This is a genomic window from Streptomyces fildesensis (genome assembly GCF_016107395.1).
Lineage (GTDB): Bacteria > Actinomycetota > Actinomycetes > Streptomycetales > Streptomycetaceae > Actinacidiphila > Actinacidiphila fildesensis.
In genome coordinates this window covers 67811-85018 of record NZ_JAAIKO010000020.1, presented here as the reverse complement: position 1 = coordinate 85018, position 17208 = coordinate 67811, and the positions used below count along the sequence as shown (strand labels likewise).

The following is a 17208-nucleotide window of genomic DNA, read 5'->3' as shown; positions in this document are numbered from 1 at the left end:
CAGTCTGTTCCGGTCCAGGTGTGCTCCGGCCACGGTGCAGCCGACGACCGCCGCACAAGTGCGGCACGTGCTGCGCACGTTGAGCGAGGAGGCGCCGGGAGTATCCGTCTATCCCGTCAGTACAGGCCGGAACTGGGGCCTCGGGTCGGCGGAGCCCGTGGACGACGGTGCCGTCGTCCTCGATTTGTCACGCATGGACAGGATTCGATCTCTCGATATTGAGCTCGGCCTGGCCGTGGTTGAACCCGGAGTCACCCAGGGCCGGCTCGCCCGCGCCCTGCAGGACACCCCCGTGATGCTCAATGTGACGGCGTCGTCGGCGCACACTAGCGTTGTCGGCAATGCCCTAGACCGGGGCGTGGGCCTGCGCCGGCAGCGATGCGACGACATCATCGGCCTGGAGGTGGCACTCCCCGACGGCACCGAGGTTCGGGTGGGTGCCTGGCCGGACGAGGAGACCCCGCGGGCGCCCTATCCGCATGGGCTGGGACCCGGTCTTGTGCCCCTGTTCCTCCAGTCGAATCTGGGTGTCGTCACGGCGGCGGTCGTCAAGCTCCTGCCGAGACCGGAGCATTCCAGGGTGGTGGCCGTGCGCTTCGCCGTCGAGGATGTGGAGTCGGCCGTCGACGGGCTGCGGCACCTCTACACGCGGGGACTTGCCCATGGCGTCCTCAAGATCTACTCGGCATCCGCGGTGGGCGTCTACGGCGGGCCACCGCGCAGCGAGTACGTCGCCTATATCTGCGTCGACGGCGTGGCTTCCGTGGTGGCCGCCGCGCTGGCCGAGGTGGAGCGTGTGCTCGGTGACAGCGGTCTGTTCACCGATTTCCGCTACCTGTCACCGACGGACCAGGGTGCCGACGTGGTCGAGGACGTCGTACTACACGCTCTCATCGGTGATCCCAGCCGAAACGACGCCATGCTCCGGGCCATCTTCGGTGTCGACGCGCACGAGGTCGACGCCACTGGCGACCAGGGCTGGCTGTTCTTCCTCCCGATGATCCCCTTCACCGGCCGGGCTGTTGCCCAGGCGCGCGCGCTGCTCGACAAGGTGAGGGAGGCAACGGGCGTCGACTGCGGGATGACGGTCAACGCGATCACCACCGATTCGATCGACCTTGTCGTCAGCATCCGGTTCACCCGGAACTCCGGCGAGGCGGAGACCGCTCACAGAGCCCTGGATCTTCTGTACGAGTGGTTCCCCGCGCAGGGATTCGTGCCCTACCGGGTCGACATCGATCACATGGGCCGGGTGCCAGCCCTGCGCTCCCATCCGGGCCAGTCACGGCTGATGGAGCTGCTCAAGACCGCACTGGACCCGCAAAGCCTTATCTCACCTGGGCGATACCCGGCCTTCCCGCATCACTGATACCCGGAGACAGATCCGTGCCAACGGTCAGTACCCCCACGCGCTTTCCGTCCGACCTGGTGTCGGTGCGCGACCTGACGTCCGACCACGTACACGCGTTGTTCCAGACCGCCGAAGAACTGCGCGGCATGCCTCACCGGGAGCGTCGGCACATCCTTGACGGCACAATCCTCGGCGTCATGTTCTTCCAGCCCAGCACCCGGACCCGCTTGGGCTTCGAAGCCGCAGCGATGAGGCTCGGCGGACAGGTGCTCGGCTTCGCCGACGCGGCGACCACGCGGGCGGTCGAGTTCACCGCGGAGACACTGGAGGACACGGCCAAGGTGGTCGGCAACTTCTGCGACATCGCGGTAATGCGCCACTTCATGCCGGGCAGCGCCCGGCGAGCCGCGGCCGTGTGCTCCGTTCCGCTCATCAACGGAGGAGACGGTTCCAACGAGCACCCGACTCAGGCCCTGAGCGATGTCTGGCTGATGAGCGGGCGCCTGGGCGGCTTGGGCGGAGCGGTTATCGGAATCGTCGGCGACCCCGGCACCCGGGTGTTCCGCTCGCTTCTCCTCCTGCTTGCTGGCATGGGCGTCGGCAAGATCTTGTTCCTGGTGCCACCGGTTTTGCCTTTCGGGCTGGCAGGAGGAACGGACTTCGTGCACACGAGCCTGCCGCAGGATTTGCACAAGACCCTGAGCCGCCACGGCGTGGGGCTGGAATTTCGCTCGACTATCGACGAGCTGCTCGAAGAATGCGACGCGATCGAGATGATGCCCGTCGACATTCCCAGTCTGGAGGCGGACCCGAAGTCGCTGCAGAAGCACGGACACGCCACTCCGGAGCGTTTCCGGATGACCGCGGAGAAGATCGACCGTACCGGCTCGAAGGCACTGGTGCTCCACCCGGGACCACGCTCCGACGAACTTCATTCGGACACGGACGGCTTGGAAAACAGCCTCTACTTCGAGCAGGCATCGGAGTCGGTTTACCTCCGTATGGCCGTAATGGCCTCACTTCTCACGGAAAGTGTCTAGGGAAATGACGACAGCGCCGACCGTGTCCCTTCCCGCAGGGGATGATTACCTGGACGCAGACGAGATCATGAACCAGGTCCGCAAGGTCCTGCCTGTGATCAGGGCTCGCGCCTCCGAGGTGGAGGCGAACCGCCGACTTCCGCCTGATTTCGTGGACATGCTGCGGTCTACCGGTGTCTTCCGTATGAACGTGCCCCGCTCCTGGGGCGGTCCGGAAATGACCTCGTCGCAGCAGGTACGCATCATCGAGGAGATCGCCACGGCCGACGCCTCAACCGCCTGGTGCGCCATGATCGGAACCGATTCCGGCATCTATTCCGGGTTTCTGGACGACGACGTGGCCCGACGGCTCTTTCCTCGCCTCGACATGATCACCGCGGGTTGGGTCTTTCCCGCCGGCCGGGCCGAACGAGTCCCCGGTGGCTATCGGCTGAGCGGCCGCTGGCGATTCGGCAGTGGTTGTACGCACGCGGACTGGATCGTCGCAGGGTGCACCGTGTATGCGGACGGCGAGGTCCAGCTCACCTCCGACGGGAAACCGGAGTGGCGTATTTTCGTCGCCTCACCCGATGACTACGAGATCATCGACACGTGGCATACCACCGGGCTGCGGGGCAGCGGCAGCTGTGACTACGCCACCGAGGGCCTGTTCGTGCCCGAGGAACATTCCTTCAGTTTCTATGAGCCGAAGCGCAGCGGTCCTATCAACGCACGGGCCGACGCGGTCCTGCGCAAGATGTCGGGCGTGCCGCTCGGGGCGGCGCGTGCGGCGATTGACTATGCCCGCACCGTGGCCGCCGAGCGGGTGGCTGCCGGCCGGGGGCCGGCAGCCCGATTTTGGACCACGTTGAGCCGCTGCGAAATGGAACTGGGTGCCGCGCGGGCCTATGTCTACGAGTCGCTGGATCGCCAGTGGGAACGGCTGAGCCACGGTGAGCCGTTGACGGTCGAGGAGAGAATCGCCGTCTCGCTCTCCCGCTACCATGCCTTCCGAACCGGGCGCGCCGTTGTCGCCAGGTTGTGTGACCTCGTGGGCGGCGCGTCCGTCTACGCCGAACGCACGCCCCTGGAAAGGTATCTGCGCGATCTGACGACCGCCTGTCAGCACGCGGTCGCACAGGACGAGAACCTCGAGTTCGCGGGAGAGCTGATGCTCGGCGGTCACCCCAACGCGCCCTTCCTCTGATTCGTCTTCGGCTTCTGGCATAAGGGGTGGAAAAGCGTGTCCTCAGCTCTGAACGCACCCGACTCGACGTGTGAGAGTGACATCCAGCTCATACGGGAGGTCGCTGGCCAGATGATGGCAGGTATGAACACGCGGGTGGAACCGTTTCCGGCCACCCCCACGGGGTGGGCCGCAACGTACCGGATCCACGTCGCGGGCTCTGCCCCGGACAGGGTGGCGCGCGTGGTGAACCCGAGACTGTCCACGCCCGAGAGCATCCGTGCCGAGTTCGAACTGGCCCGGGAACTGGGCGCCGTGGGTATCGGGCCGGCGATCCTGTACGCCGACCACCGCACCGGGCTGGCCGTCATGGAGCATGCCCCGGGCGGGCATCTGACAGGATCGGCCACACCACGACAGGCGGAATGGACGGCCGATCTGCTCAAGCGGCTGCACGGTCTGCCGAACACCGGCCGGCCTCGTCTTCAGGACTCCAAGGTCTCCGAGTCTCTTGCGACGGCGCGTCAGCGGATCGACGCCCATCCGTCGCTCGACATCTATACCGAGGCAATCGGCCGGTATGCCGAGGCCAGCCAGTTCCTGAAGGAGACGACGCCGGTCGAGAAACTGTGCCACAACGACCTCAATCCCACGAATATACTGTTCGGGGAGTCACGTTCCTGGATGATCGATTTCGATCATATGGGACTTGGGGACGTTTTCTTCGACCTCGCCACGGTCATTCTCTCCCTGAGACTCCGGCCCGGCACCGAGGACCATTTCCTCCGGCATTACTTCCAGCGCCCGCCGACTGTTGCTGAATCGCGGCGACTTGAGTCGACGAAGAGCACCGTACTCCTCCGCTATGCGCTGATGACGCTGGCGCTGCTGCCGCTGTCCTTCGATTTTGCCAAGGCGGCGGTCAGCGAGAAGGAGCTGTCGCGACCGTTCGTCTTCCGGCGGAACAAGAACGAAAGTCATGAAGCAGCCGTCTACCGGCTCAGTCGGGCCTTCCTAGCCGGCGGTCTGAATTGGTAGTCCCACAGAAAAGAGAGTCGTATGCCCCTAATTGAGTTCGTCGGATACAGCCAGGGCGAAGCCATGGAGCGGGTGGAGAAGTACTCCCAGCTCTTCAAGGAACTGGACTTCGCCAACGACTACATCTTCGTCATCGATCAGGGGAGTAAGGTGATCGGGCTCAACGGCATCGAGCAGCCGCTGGTACGCGTGCGCAGCCGCTTCCCCGAGCGAAACGAGATCACCCAGAAGATCCTCGCTAAGTACGAGGACGTGGAGATGCTAACCATCACCTTCCAGCAGCGTGAAGCCGAATAGTTTTCGAACCGCGCGATACGAAGGGGCAGAAGGATGAGGATCTGCGGCATCAAGACCACTCACGACGGCGGAGTGGCATTGATCGACGACGGGAAGCTGATCTTCTCGTACGAGATGGAGAAGCTCGACAACCGTGAGCGCTTTGCGAAGATCGACGATCTCGGCATAGTCTTCGGCCTGCTCGCCGAGCACGGATACGCACCGGGCGACATCGACCACTTCGTCTTCGACGGCTGGTACAAGACCAAGAAGTCCTTGAAGTGGTTCGGCCAAGAGGTCGAGGTCACTCTGGCTCCGTACCGCCGGGGCCTGCTCGGCGACGACGTGTTCCAGGAGTACTCGGGCACCGTCGTGGACTTGGCGTACCTCAGTTACACGCACTACGCCGGCCACGTGGCCTCCGGCTACGCCACGAGCCCCTTCGCGCGCAGCGGCGTGGGCTCATATGTGCTGAGCTGGGACGCCTGGATGTTCCCCTATCTGTACTTCATAGACGGCGAGACGGGTAAGGCGCGCAACCTCGGGGTACTGTTCCATCTCATCGGCGACTCGTACTTCAGCCTGTGCCAGGGGTTCAAGCCCTTCGACGGGCCGATGAAGTTTCCGGAACCGCTCAGCCTCGCGGGCAAGATCATGGCGTACATCGCCCTCGGCACTCCACGGGCTGAGGCGATAATGCATCTGGACGGGCTGTCCACGGAGGCGTACCAGCACGCCAGGGCCGATCACCGGTCCGACGAGGACCACTTCTCCCAGCGGGACATGGGAGTGGACATCCTGGAGTACATGAAGCCGAGGGTCCGGCTGAACGGTGTCGAGGACGCGGACATGCTGGCCTCGGTGCATACGTTCCTTCAGGAGAAGCTGCTCGATGGGCTCAAGGAGAAGCTGGCCACCGAGTTGGACGGAACCCGGAATCTGACCATCGTGGGCGGCTGTGGTCTCAACATCAAGTGGAACAGCGCCATCCGTTCGTCCGGCCTGTTCGACTCGGTCTGGATCCCTCCGTTCCCGAACGACTCCGGCAGTGCCATCGGTACGGCGTGCGCTGCCATGCTCGCGCACACCGAGCACCGCGCTCTCGACTGGGACGTCTACTTGGGGCCAGCGCTCAAGGAGGTCCGGGTCCTCGACGGTTGGACGGCCGAGGAATGCCCCATCGAGGGCCTTGCGAAGGTCCTCCACGAGGAAGGCCAGCCCGTGGTCTTCCTCAACGGACGCGCCGAGCTCGGGCCCCGGGCGCTCGGCAACCGGAGCATCCTGGCTCCGGCCGTGGATGCGGCCATGAAACAGGTCCTCAACGAGGTCAAGCGCCGTGAGGACTACCGTCCCGTCGCGCCCATCTGCCTGGAACACCGGGCGGAGGAGATCTTCGCGCCGGGCACTCCGGACCCGTATATGATCTTCGATCACGAGGTGCGGGAGAGCTGGGTGTCCAGGGTGCCCGCCATCCGTCACCTCGACGGCACCGCGCGGCTGCAGACCGTCAACGCCGAGCAGAATCCGGATATCGCCCGGCTGCTGGAGGCCTATGAGCAGCTGAGCGGCATCCCGTTGCTGTGCAACACCAGCGCGAACCTCAATGGCTCCGGATTCTTCCCGGACGTCGAGAGCGCGATGCGCTGGGACCGTGTGGGCCGTGTCTGGTCCGACGGCGTGCTCTATTCCAAGGTCATTTGACGCGAGGTGGTCGGGCGGTCGTCACGATCGCCCGACCACCTTCGCATGTGGCGACCACCTTCGAAGTGAAAGGCGCAAGATGTCCAACATCATCATCACGCTGGGCCCGTCGACGAGCACCAAAGAGAGCATCGAGCGGGTTCTGGTGGCCGGTGCCGACGGCATCCGGTTTCCCGCCTCGAAGTTCTCGCCAGCTTCTCTGGCACAGCGGGCGCTGGAGATCGCGGATACAGCCCGCGCTCTTGGATGCAGCCCCGACCTGTACCTGGACCTTCCCGGTTCGAAGACCCGCTTTACCAACAACGACGGGTTCGACCTGGCCGGGCTCAGCCGGGTCCGGGTAAACTTCGCGGCGACCGCGGCGGACCGGGATGCCGAGCTGCCCGAGATAGGCCTCACCGGCACCCAAATGGGGCAACTGCTCGAACCCGGTGACGTGATGGTCGTCGGGGACGGCGAGGACGCTCTGAGGGTCACGGAGATGGCGGCCGACCACTGCGTCGCGGAGCCCCTCACTCAGGGCGTCCTGGGCAGGCGGCGCGGAGTTGTGGTGCAGGGCAAGGTGCCACCGGTCACCGCGCTGACCGACGACGACGTCGCGGCGCTCGCTGCCTTGCCCGCCACCATCTTCTCCGCAGTCATTCTGTCGTTCGTCGAATCGCCGGACACGATCGCACAGGCGAAGGCGATCATGGCGAAGTCAGGCGCAGGGGGCCCGCTGCCGGCCATCGTGGCCAAGATCGAGACCAAGCTAGGCGCGGAGGCGGTGGGAGAGATCGCGGAGGCTGCGGACGCGGTCTTGCTGGGGCGGGGCGATCTCCTTCTCGACGTGGGCGAGCTGGACTTCTACGACGTCGGGAAGTCGGTCATCAAGGAAACAGACCGGCGCGGTCGCCCCGTCATCGTCGGTACGCAGCTCCTGAACAGCCTCTCCGGATCCTGGCTGCCGAACCGTTCCGAACTCGCCTATGTCTCTCATCTGCTGGAGAAGGGCATCGACGGGCTGCTGCTCTCCCAGGAGACCACCATCGGCCACCAACCGGTGCGCACCATCGAGTTGCTGCGTCAGCTCACCGCCCGCTACGGCAAGGGCCGTCCCGAGACGCCGATGTTCCCGGCTCGGTGGGAAAGTCGGCCCTGAACCTTCGGGCCCCGTCTCAGCGCGCTACCACGGATATGAGAAGAAGGCACCCGCTATGTCGGCTCAAGGCAAGAAAGTCCATGGAATCCTGCTGGAGGGAATCAACTACAGCGGTAAGTCCACGGCCGCACGGCTACTCGCCGAGCGGCTCGCGGCACGTGGTGTGCCCCTTCTGCAGCGTCACTGTTACCTCGTCGAGTCGCCAGTCAGTGCGGAACTGCAGCAGCAGGCGTTCGGTTCCGTGACCGGCTGGCAGGACCGCGCCTTCCCGGACGCGGAACTGCTGCGATCGTTCAATGTCCGCAAGTCCGCCCAGATACTTTTCGACAGTGCTCTGGCGGCAGAGTCCGATGCCCTGGAGGGCTCGGTGGTGCTCCAGGACCGCCACTGGTTCACACAGTACTGCAGCAATGAGTTCTTCAACCCGGACGAAGGACTGCTCTCGAGGACGTGGGTGCGGCGGCACGCTCCCCGGTTCACCGTCCAGGTCTACCTCACCTGTTCCCAGGAGGAGCGGCAGCGCCGAGCCGGCGAGCGCACAGGACCCGAGAAGCACAGTCTGAATTCCTACCAGCGGGCCCATCTGGCCGAGTTGGGATTGTACGACGAGTTCTGTGTGAGCCTCATCGGGGACGACCCGTCGTGGCGTGTAATACATACCGATGACCTTTCCATCACCGCCGTGGTCGACGAGATCCTTGCGGCCTTCGATGCTGCTTCTCTAGTCGAGCCCAACCGGACGGGGGAACTGGCGTCATGGGCGTAGAGATTGAACGCAAGTATGTGGTCGTAAGCGACGGATGGCGATTGGTTGTAGACAGCGGCGAGCGTATGCGCCAGGGGTACTTGGCGGTGCCCGGCACCTGCTCGGTACGCGTACGCGTTTGCGGCGAGACGGCCTCGCTGTGCGTCAAAGGGGCTCGGCAGGGTGATTCCCGGAGCGAGTTTGAATACCCGGTTCCGCTCGAAGACGCCAACGAGATGCTTAGTGACCTGTGCGGTGACCGGCTGATCGACAAGACCCGCTACCGCTACCAAATCGACGGCTTCACGATCGAGGTGGACGAGTTCTCGGGCGCCAACGAAGGCCTGGTACTCGCCGAGGTGGAGCTTCCATGGAGGGGGGTGTCCCTTCCGGCCCTACCTGACTGGATCGGTCCGGATGTGACCGAGGATGACCGCTACTACAACTCGCATCTCAGCAGAAATTCCTACAGGGAGTGGGCGCTCCGTTCTCCTGAATGCTCGTGACGGCATGAGGAATGATCCAATGCATGATGCGCTTAGTAACGCCAGGGCCCGTGCGGCGATTGACGTGCTAATGAGAACGATCGACCGGCAGCTTCCTGCCGGCGAGGCGCAGTTCGCCATACTCGAAGCGGCGCTTCAGCTGCTTCGACTTAATGACCCTTCCTCGTCCAGGATCGACGTCGACGAAATCGACCTACTACGCGAGGCCCTTGGTGCGACAAGGGCGGCCGTCCTGGCGACTCACTACGCACTGGTCAGAACGACTGATGCCCACCGGATGCTGTGCTCAGACGACGCACCAGTCAACGTCCGCGCCCCCGATCTGCACGTCACGTCAGCGGAACGCGAGTGATGTGGCCAGCCGCAGGAAAGGCCCATGGGCCGAGTCGGCGCCTACACGTTACTCACCATGCCGAAACTACCTTGCTGAATGGCAACATGGTCACTCGCCCTATCGCATACGCAGTTCGGCGGTCGGCCGGGGATGCGATGCAGCTAACATCCGTACGTGCATCTTTGGGGGAATGCTCAAAATCTGGCGCCTGTCGGTGCTTCAAATTGGTGCCTCTGTATACAGGGAAGGACGGGTCACGTGCTGGATGAAACGGGTGCTGCTATTTACCTGATACCGGTGGACTCCTTGTTGCCGGCGGATTCACCGCGACTTGCAGGTCTGAGCGCCGACCACGTCCGTGTCCTGGCCGAGAGTGGAACCGAACTAGACCCGGTCCTCGTAGACCAGGACTCCGGTCGTGTGGTCGACGGCATGCACCGGTGGCAGGCGGCAATCGCCCGCGGCGATCGGAACATCGTTGTGCGCTACATCGAGGGTTCGGCGGACGATCTGTTCATTCGGTCTGTCGAGGCGAACAACAGGCACGGTCTTCCGCTGACCCTCAAGGACCGTAAGGCGGCGGTGGCGCGCATCCTCGCCTCTCATCCCCACTGGTCGGACCGGGCCATCGCTGCGGTGGTGGGGTTGTCGCCGAAGACCGTGGGGAGCGCGCGGCGGAGGCTTTCGACTGAGGAATCTCCTCACTCGAATAACGCTGCACGCATCGGTAGAGACGGCCGGGCGCGTCCCGCCGACATACCGAGGCGAAGAGAAAAAGCCCTGGTCCTGCTGGCGGAGCAGCCCAGCGCCACGCTGCGTGAGATCGCCGAAGGGGCCGGCCTTTCCATCAGCACGGTGCATCGCATGCGTCAAGGGGCGGGGACGCCCGATTCGGTGCGGCTCCCAGAGGGGCAACCGCCAGCTGCTGCCCCAAGCTCCGAACGGCCCGAGGCTCCCGATCGGATGCTCCGCGCCGCTGTGGCAACTCCTCAGGAGTCCCGCTTGGTGGCGGTGTCCCAGCTGCCCAGCGATCCGGACGCGGCCCTTGCGGCGCGGAGTCGCGCCATGCGTGTCCTAGCCAATGACCCGTCGCTGCGCTTTACGGACAGCGGTCGTGCACTCCTGCGCTGGCTCAACGGGCAGGCGCAGGAACTGGCAGCGGGTGAGCGGATCCTGGCGGAGATCCCGCCGCATTGTGTGCACGCCGTCGCCGAGGTGACGGGGCAATTCGCCAAGCAATGGGAGCAGCTGTCCGAGTCGCTGCAGGAGTTCGACCGGCAGAACGAGTCCGTGACGGCCCAGTGATGATGACCTTTAGGGCTTGCCGGGTATCAGCACGTCGGTTTGATCTTGGTTATGTCGGTGTCGAGGAAGCTGGCGACGTCTTCCGGTGTGTGGAAACGGGCTGTTGAGGCGGCAAGGTGAACACCGTGGGCGTCCAGGAGCGGGCGGACGTCTGTCGCGGCGCGGCTGATGATCATGGCGGTGGTGTTGAAGAGCTGGCCCGGAAGACCCATAGGCGCGAGTCTTCGCAGGTGACGCACGGTGGCCAGGACCCGCTCAGCTGAGGTGAGCATGGCTTCGGCACCTGCGCCAGGGGCAACCACGCGTTCGGGGCCTCGACGTGTGCGGAGGACTTGCTCACGCTGAACCTCAATCTCTGAAATCAGCGCGTCGATGCTCGGCCTGGCCGGGGAAGTCGTGCATCTTGACCCTCACGGGCTGCCACTCGTGCCCGGCGTTCTTGTAGTCGCCGATCAGTTCCTTCTTCTTGCTGTCCACACTGATCACCGGGTCACCGGAGTCCCTGTCGGAGTGCTGAGCCCCTTCGATGGTCTTGGCGTTGGCCTGCAAACGGAATCCTTCCTTCCGCAGCAGGCCGGCGACCGTGTCGGCGGAGATCCGATGGCCCTGCTGGGTCAGCTCCGCTGCCAGCTTCCGGGTCGACTTCGTCGTCTAGCGCAGCGGCGACATCGGGTCAGCCCGCTCGTCGGGCTCGACCAGCGCAAGCAGAGCCAGCCGTAGCCCTGGATCAAGATCCGCTGCCCTCTTCCGGCCACCACCAGGACGACGGCCCACCCCAACAGCACCTGGCCAGAATCCAGTTCGGCCGCTCCGCGCGAGACCGTTCCCTCGAAACCCCGGCCGCGGAGGTGACGAGTCGGGTCCCGCCATGCCCCAGCGACAGCGCTTCCGCCCCTATGGCGGCCAGCCGACACTGAGGCTCATCAAGATGCGGCAACAAGACCTGGAATTTCGCCGCCAGGACGTCCTCGGTCCCCTCCGGTCTCCCCGTACCAAAACAACGAGTCCAACAGCGGGAGACCACGACTTGTTTTCCGGCACTCACTTAGGGCGCGCAGAGAATTACCTTTTCGGTTTGGGGACTTGACTATGTAACTCAGCGAGCTGCCTGCCCATATACTGTTCCTCTGCCCGCCCTGAGCGAAGCCGCAGGATCCAGCCACGAATTCTTCGTCGTTCCTGACTGCTCTAAAAGCAATGGCGCCTCACCGTGGCGCAACTCAAGCGGGTAGCGGGAGGGTCGTGCCATGTCTCGAATCCTTCCGCGTGTTCGAGTCTTCATCAAACCCGGGGCGATTCACATCAGCCTATGCAGTACTCGTCGGCGGCTTCGAGGGCTTCGTCCAAGATGGCCAAGCCCTCGCGCGCCTCGGCCTCGGTCGTGGTGCACGGTGGGACAATGTGGATCCGGTTGTCGTGGGTTCTCGGCCAGAGTCCGAGCTGCTTGCAAGCGGTCGTGAGAGCCTTCATCGCCGAGGTGCCCGCGCCGGAGTTAGTGCTTACAAGCGGTTCGCGGGTAGCGCGATCGCGAACGAGTTCCAAAGCCCAGAAAACGCCAAGTCCTCTAACTTCGCCGACTGACGGGTGTCGCTCGGCGATTTTGGCAAGCTCCGGCCCGAGAACATTGCTGCCAAGAGTTCGAACGTTCTCTAGGATGCGTTCGTCCCTGAAGATTTCGATCGATGCGACCGCGCTGGCACACGCGAGGGGGTGGCCTTGATACGTTGACCCGCCCGGATAAATCCGATCGTCGAACGTCGCCGCGACCGACTCGGAAACGATGACGCCCCCGAGAGGGATGTAGCCGGAGTTCACACCCTTGGCGAAAGTGATCAGGTCCGGCGTGACATCCCAGTGTTGGATGGCGAACCATTCTCCACATCGCCCAAATCCGGCCATCACCTCGTCGGCGATCAGCACGATTCCGTGCTGATCACAAATTTCGCGGACGCCGGCGAGGTAACCCGGCGGCGGTACCAATATGCCATTGGCGCCTACAACCGGCTCGAGAATAATCGCTGCGATTGTGTGGCCGCCTTCCGCCATGATGGTGTCTCGCAGGTGCGTAAGCGCCCGATCAGCCTCTTGTTCGGGACTGTCGCTATGGAATGCGGAGCGATAGAGATACGGACCCCAGAAGTGCACGGTTCCGGGAACCGTGTGCGGTTCGGTCCCCCATCGTCGCCGGTCACCCGTAACACCGATGACGCCATGGGTCGCGCCGTGGTAACTGCGGTACATGGCGAGAATCTTTGATCTTCCTGTATGCACTCGCGCTATCCGTATGGCGTTCTCGTTTGCCTCTGCGCCGGCATTCGTGAAAAGGACACTGCGGAATCCTGGTCCGGCCAACTCGCAGATGAGGCGGGCGGCCTCTGAGCGAGCACCGTTGGCAAAGCCGGGCTGGATGGTGGTCATGCGTGCAGCGTAGTCCTGGATCGCTTTAATCAGCCGGGGGTGCTGATGGCCGATGTTGACATTTACCATTTGACTGGAGAAGTCTAGATAACGCTGGCCGTCATAGTCGAAGAAGTACGATCCTCCAGCCGACGCGATAGGCAACGGATCTATCTGTGCCTGCGTCGACCAGGAGTGGAAGACATGAGAGCGATCGAGCCGAAGGATGGTGGCCTTGTCGGCGGGAATGCCAGCGAGGGGATCGGCGAGTTCGTGCTTTTCGGTCATGGGCGCTTCCTTAGGGATCCGACGTCAAAATCGGCAGCCGAGGCAACCGCAAAGTAGCTTACCGTGGACCAGGTCCGCTGCGTCCCGCTCGAACTCCTCGCGGTAATTCTTCGGATTTGCCGCTACGGATCACTTCCCCTGCATGACGAAACCTCCGGCGCCCAGGTGTCGGCATTTGGGGGGTTGCTCCATGGGAACAGAAGGCGACAACCCGTCACATAAAGTGCTGAGCAGGCGAACCGCCCATGTCGAGAATTTTCACAGACTCTGCGTCCTTACCCTGGCGGCTGGCCAGTTCAGAGTGAGGATGGACAGGCTCACGATGCCAGCCGTTCTAAAACACCTTGATCATCCGGGGTCGTCTCTGTTTTCATCACTTGGGCAAGTCGGACAACGTGCCCACGTCGGGGCGACTATGACGTCCCGTCACGCGAGGACGCGCAAGCCTTGGAAACTGGCCGAGTCGGCGGTCAGAACGTACACTCGGTCGGCGGCTTCTCGTCGATCACTTCATGAGAAAAGAGGTAATTATGACTGACAGACTCAAGTCGGACCCTGACTCGACCAATGAAGTGCATGATTTCACGGAGTTCATCGACCAAGGGGAGTGTCGGTTGACACCAGTGATGACCCTCGACCCGCGCGCGGCGCAGGCCGTCGTCGAAGGACTCGGAAATCTGGTCCGCGCCGCACATACTTCTGGCACCGCAACTTCTCCTGACCGCGAGGGCATCGTACGCGCGCAGACATTCGAGGAGGGAGACGTCTACATGCTCGAGTCTCCCTTCACAGGATTTTTCGCCGACAGATACGTAATGGACTTTTTCGACGTAGCGTCGCGTGGAATATGCTCGCGCATGCACTTTCACACTGGACTTCGATTCGTTCGCATGATGACCGGGAACGAAACGTGCATTCAAGTGTCGAGTCTATCCCCGCTGAAGATCTTGGGCGGACCAGTTGGCGGTGATCCTATCGAAATCGAATCATTCACTGACAAGCTCCCTGATGGCTTCGGTGAATCAATTCGCTATAATGCAGTAGTTCCACCCAATACATGGGCAGATTTGCAGATCCCGCGCGGGACCTCGCATCAGTTCAATGCATTTGGACCCAATGCAATTATTGATTCAGTTCACCCCGAGGAGTCGATCGAAACCCTGAGAGAGGAGATGTCGGGTTTCCGCATGATGGCCCAGACCGTCTTCTTGGGTGCAGACAGCCCCAGCGCTGAACAGTGCGGGCCAATGTTGGAGACCTGGAACAGTCCGCTGCAGGAATAATTGACCTCGTATTCACCGTGGTTCATGAACGATTCGCAGAGGGTATCCTCGGACCGGTTTCGGTCTCGTATCATTGGACAAATTATGACTGTTTCAAATGAGGGCAGGTTGCTCATCGACCTGTGCCGGCGTCTGCTTCAACCCGACTCCGAAGTGAGTGCTCTGCCAGAACTCACGGAAGATCAGTGGGGACGCTTGCTCTACCTGGCTGCTTATCATCGTGTGGGCCCGATCCTCGGTTCGTTTGCTCGGTCCCTGAATGCGCCAAGGCATGTTGTGACGCTCCTCGAGACGTACTACCTCTATAACCGCGAACGTACCTGGCTGTATGCGCAGGAGATCGCAAGCATCACGAAGACTATGGCTGCTCACGATCTGGATGTGCTGGTCCGCAAGGGCGGTTATCTTGCCTATTCCATCTACCCAGAAGCTGCGCTCAGGGAGTTCAATGATCTTGACCTACTCATTCATGAATCCGATCGAGAGCGGGCTTCGGAAATTCTCGTGGAGATGGGCTATGCGCAAGGCGTGCTGACTACGGATGCTCGCGCCGTAAAGCCTCTAGCCCGTCGAACCGAGGTTTTCTGGCGACTAAACGCATCATCGCTTCCCGTCTTCATTCGACCGGCCGCCAATGACTACGTCAACCATTATCGCGTCGATCTCCGTTTCGGACTGCTCGAACCGGTTACCGGGAAGAGCCTCCCCATGGAGGACTGGTTTACAGAAGCTCAAACCGTTCACGCGTATGGAATATCGTCTCGAGTAGCATCTCGCGAGCATTTCCTAATCGACGTGGCAGTTCACCTGTATCGCGAAGCGATTGCCCTTACATCGATCGAGGCGAACAAGGACCTTCGATTGATGCGGTTCCTCGATATGGCGGCGATGTTCGTCAGTACGGATTCGCGGCCGGATGTGGCGCGTTTGGGCTCGTTGGTCGAAACGTACGATCTCTGTCGTGAAGTGTACTACGCATTGCACTTCACGGACCTACTGTTTCCGTCAATCATTCCGCAGGAGCTCATCACGAGGCTTCGCCCAGCCGACACGAACTATCTTGAGCAGTATGGCGAGATAGACCATGCCAAAGCGACGTGGCCGATGGACTTCATCACAAGGCTTTTCGATCCAAGCCGAAGCCGATTTGTCCAATCTCGTAGCGAGCTGCCCAGATGAACCGGGTTGTCTTTGGGGGTTGTCTCATGTAGTGAGTTTCCATGCAAATATCAATCTGAGACGAGCGGAACCTACGAATGAAGCGCTTGGCCGACAAGATTCTGTCCGACGACCCGCTGATCCGGTCGATGTCGTACCAGACGGCGCTGTCGGCGTTTGGCGAGGGCACGTTCCTGACCGGCGAGGCGGTCTTCTTCACCAAGATCGTAGGGCTGGAGGCGACCCAGGTCGGTGTCGGGCTTACGATCGCTGGGATCGCGACGTTCCTGGTCGCGGTGCCGCTGGGGAAAGCAGCGGACCGGTTCGGAACGCGGCGTACGTGGATCGTCGGGTCTTTCGTTCAGGCGTTGCTGTTCGCATCGTGGCTGCTCACTAGTGGGTTCTGGAGCTTCCTCGCCGTGACGGTTGCGCTCGAGCTGGTGCAGACATGGCTGCGGGCGGGGCGCAATGCGTACGCGCTCGACGCCTTCCCTCGCGAGGCCCGGGTGCGCTCGCTGGCGTACATGCGGGCCTCCCGCAATTTCGGCTACACCCTCGGCGCCGCCGCATGCGGACTTGCGCTGGCCAGCGACAACGAGACCGCGATCAAGGCGCTGCCGCTGGCCACCGCGGTAATCCTGCTGGCCAACACCTACTGGATCTCGCGCCTACCGAGGCTGGCCTCCGAAACGGCACGTCAGAAGGAGGAGTACGCAGCCCCGAAGGTCTCCGCGCTGAAGAACCGCCCCTTTCTGGTCACGATGGTCCTATGCGGGATCCTCGGTACGCACAGCGTGCTGCTCAACACTGTCGTCCCACTCTGGCTGATCACCCAGACCGACGCCCCGAAGGTACTGCTGGCCTGGCTCATCGGTACCAACACCGTGTTGGCGGTCGGGCTGCAGGTGCTCGCCGTGCGAGGGGTGCATGACGTGACCACGTCGTTGGCGGCGCAGCGACGCGGCGCAGCCTGCTTTATCGCATCCTGCGGGATTATCCTGATCACCCATGACACCGCTGGCTGGGCGACAATAGGTCTGGTTTGGCTCGGACACGTCGCCCTCACCGGTGCTGAGCTGTTCCAGTCCGCGGGCAAGTGGGGCTTCCACGCCGAGCTCACCTCAACTGAGCAGCGGGGGGAGTATCAGGGCGCTGCGCAGCTTGGCTACACCCTCGGTACGGTCTTCGCTCCCGCTACCTACACATTTCTAGCGACAGAGTGGGGTGCCGCCGGCTGGCTGTCGATCGCGGCGGTCATCCTGGCCGCCGCTGTCGGGATCCACCCGGCCGCGCGGTCCGCCGAGCGCTACCTGGCCCGTGCTCGGCAGTCGTCCGCCCCGGCAGGGGGAGCGGCTGCAGACCTGCCGAGAGGCGAGCCGCCTACATTGTGGCCTCATTCGACGTAGCCTTTACCGGAAAATCTCTGCAGTAGCTTGGCGGGTGTGACATCCGGAGCCGCGGAACAAGTAGTTCCTGAAAA

The 17208-nt window shown here is 62.8% G+C and carries 16 protein-coding genes and 1 pseudogene; 14 read left to right on the top strand and 3 right to left on the bottom strand.

Going from position 1 to position 17208, the window contains the following annotated elements; all coding sequences use genetic code 11:
• Positions 1–34: 34 nt before the first annotated feature.
• The 11 genes from C6N31_RS24345 (at position 35) to C6N31_RS24295 (ending at position 10602) form a co-directional block, all read left to right on the top strand.
• Complete coding sequence (locus tag C6N31_RS24345; RefSeq protein WP_198358181.1) at positions 35–1369, top strand: FAD-binding oxidoreductase; 1335 nt, start codon at positions 35–37, stop codon at positions 1367–1369.
• Positions 1370–1386: 17 nt separating this feature from the next.
• Positions 1387–2391, top strand: coding sequence for an aspartate/ornithine carbamoyltransferase family protein (locus C6N31_RS24340; protein WP_198358180.1), 1005 nt, complete (start codon positions 1387–1389; stop codon positions 2389–2391).
• Between the two features lie 4 nt (positions 2392–2395).
• Positions 2396–3577, top strand: a complete 1182-nt coding sequence (locus C6N31_RS24335; protein ID WP_198358179.1) for an acyl-CoA dehydrogenase family protein — start codon at positions 2396–2398, stop codon at positions 3575–3577.
• 123 nt (positions 3578–3700) lie between these two features.
• Positions 3701–4594 (top strand): phosphotransferase, encoded by an 894-nt coding sequence (locus tag C6N31_RS24330; RefSeq protein ID WP_198358178.1) that lies wholly within the window; start codon positions 3701–3703, stop codon positions 4592–4594.
• Between the two features lie 21 nt (positions 4595–4615).
• Positions 4616–4891: a hypothetical protein gene (locus tag C6N31_RS24325; RefSeq protein ID WP_198358177.1), complete on the top strand. Its 276-nt coding sequence runs from the start codon at positions 4616–4618 to the stop codon at positions 4889–4891.
• A 33-nt stretch (positions 4892–4924) separates the two neighbouring features.
• Positions 4925–6571 carry a carbamoyltransferase N-terminal domain-containing protein gene (locus C6N31_RS24320; RefSeq protein ID WP_198358176.1) on the top strand — a complete coding sequence of 549 codons (1647 nt, stop codon included), beginning with the start codon at positions 4925–4927 and terminating at the stop codon, positions 6569–6571.
• Positions 6531–7712, top strand: a complete 1182-nt coding sequence (locus C6N31_RS24315; RefSeq protein ID WP_307811536.1) for a pyruvate kinase — start codon at positions 6531–6533, stop codon at positions 7710–7712. Before C6N31_RS24320 ends, C6N31_RS24315 begins: the two co-directional genes overlap by 41 nt.
• Before the next feature lie 55 nt (positions 7713–7767).
• Positions 7768–8478, top strand: coding sequence for a hypothetical protein (locus C6N31_RS24310; RefSeq protein ID WP_198358174.1), 711 nt, complete (start codon positions 7768–7770; stop codon positions 8476–8478).
• Positions 8469–8963, top strand: a complete 495-nt coding sequence (locus C6N31_RS24305) for a CYTH domain-containing protein (protein WP_198358173.1) — start codon at positions 8469–8471, stop codon at positions 8961–8963. Before C6N31_RS24310 ends, C6N31_RS24305 begins: the two co-directional genes overlap by 10 nt.
• Before the next feature lie 70 nt (positions 8964–9033).
• Entirely contained in the window at positions 9034–9315 is a 282-nt protein-coding gene (locus C6N31_RS24300) for a hypothetical protein (protein ID WP_198358172.1), read from the top strand.
• Positions 9316–9555: 240 nt separating this feature from the next.
• Complete coding sequence (locus C6N31_RS24295) at positions 9556–10602, top strand: ParB/RepB/Spo0J family partition protein (RefSeq protein WP_198358171.1); 1047 nt, start codon at positions 9556–9558, stop codon at positions 10600–10602.
• Between the two features lie 26 nt (positions 10603–10628).
• Here the strand turns inward: C6N31_RS24295 and C6N31_RS44130 are convergent, their stop codons facing one another.
• The 3 genes and pseudogenes from C6N31_RS44130 to C6N31_RS24285 all read right to left on the bottom strand — a co-directional run bounded on the left by C6N31_RS44130 (position 10629) and on the right by C6N31_RS24285 (position 13287).
• On the bottom strand, positions 10629–10874 hold the full coding sequence (locus tag C6N31_RS44130; RefSeq protein ID WP_232485581.1) for a hypothetical protein: 246 nt from the start codon (positions 10872–10874) through the stop codon (positions 10629–10631).
• Between the two features lie 115 nt (positions 10875–10989).
• Positions 10990–11563: pseudogene (locus C6N31_RS44125) on the bottom strand (ISAzo13-like element transposase-related protein); the annotation flags it as partial.
• A gap of 341 nt (positions 11564–11904) precedes the next feature.
• Entirely contained in the window at positions 11905–13287 is a 1383-nt protein-coding gene (locus C6N31_RS24285) for an aspartate aminotransferase family protein (protein ID WP_198358170.1), read from the bottom strand.
• 530 nt (positions 13288–13817) lie between these two features.
• Here C6N31_RS24285 and C6N31_RS24280 point away from each other — a divergent pair.
• From C6N31_RS24280 to C6N31_RS24270, 3 genes are all read left to right on the top strand, one after another.
• Positions 13818–14570 carry a hypothetical protein gene (locus C6N31_RS24280; RefSeq protein WP_198358169.1) on the top strand — a complete coding sequence of 251 codons (753 nt, stop codon included), beginning with the start codon at positions 13818–13820 and terminating at the stop codon, positions 14568–14570.
• 108 nt (positions 14571–14678) lie between these two features.
• Positions 14679–15749, top strand: coding sequence for a nucleotidyltransferase family protein (locus C6N31_RS24275; RefSeq protein ID WP_198358168.1), 1071 nt, complete (start codon positions 14679–14681; stop codon positions 15747–15749).
• An 86-nt stretch (positions 15750–15835) separates the two neighbouring features.
• Positions 15836–17134, top strand: a complete 1299-nt coding sequence (locus C6N31_RS24270; protein ID WP_232485580.1) for an MFS transporter — start codon at positions 15836–15838, stop codon at positions 17132–17134.
• Positions 17135–17208 lie beyond the last annotated feature (74 nt).

Coding starts and splice junctions, on each gene's coding strand:
- C6N31_RS24335 (WP_198358179.1), top strand. CDS start 2,396: ATGACGACAGCGCCGACCGTGTCCCTTCCCGCAGGGGATGATTACCTG.
- C6N31_RS24330 (WP_198358178.1), top strand. CDS start 3,701: ATGAACACGCGGGTGGAACCGTTTCCGGCCACCCCCACGGGGTGGGCC.
- C6N31_RS24325 (WP_198358177.1), top strand. CDS start 4,616: ATGCCCCTAATTGAGTTCGTCGGATACAGCCAGGGCGAAGCCATGGAG.
- C6N31_RS24320 (WP_198358176.1), top strand. CDS start 4,925: ATGAGGATCTGCGGCATCAAGACCACTCACGACGGCGGAGTGGCATTG.
- C6N31_RS24310 (WP_198358174.1), top strand. CDS start 7,768: ATGTCGGCTCAAGGCAAGAAAGTCCATGGAATCCTGCTGGAGGGAATC.
- C6N31_RS24305 (WP_198358173.1), top strand. CDS start 8,469: ATGGGCGTAGAGATTGAACGCAAGTATGTGGTCGTAAGCGACGGATGG.
- C6N31_RS24300 (WP_198358172.1), top strand. CDS start 9,034: ATGAGAACGATCGACCGGCAGCTTCCTGCCGGCGAGGCGCAGTTCGCC.
- C6N31_RS44130 (WP_232485581.1), bottom strand. CDS start 10,874: ATGCTCACCTCAGCTGAGCGGGTCCTGGCCACCGTGCGTCACCTGCGA.
- C6N31_RS24285 (WP_198358170.1), bottom strand. CDS start 13,287: ATGACCGAAAAGCACGAACTCGCCGATCCCCTCGCTGGCATTCCCGCC.
- C6N31_RS24280 (WP_198358169.1), top strand. CDS start 13,818: ATGACTGACAGACTCAAGTCGGACCCTGACTCGACCAATGAAGTGCAT.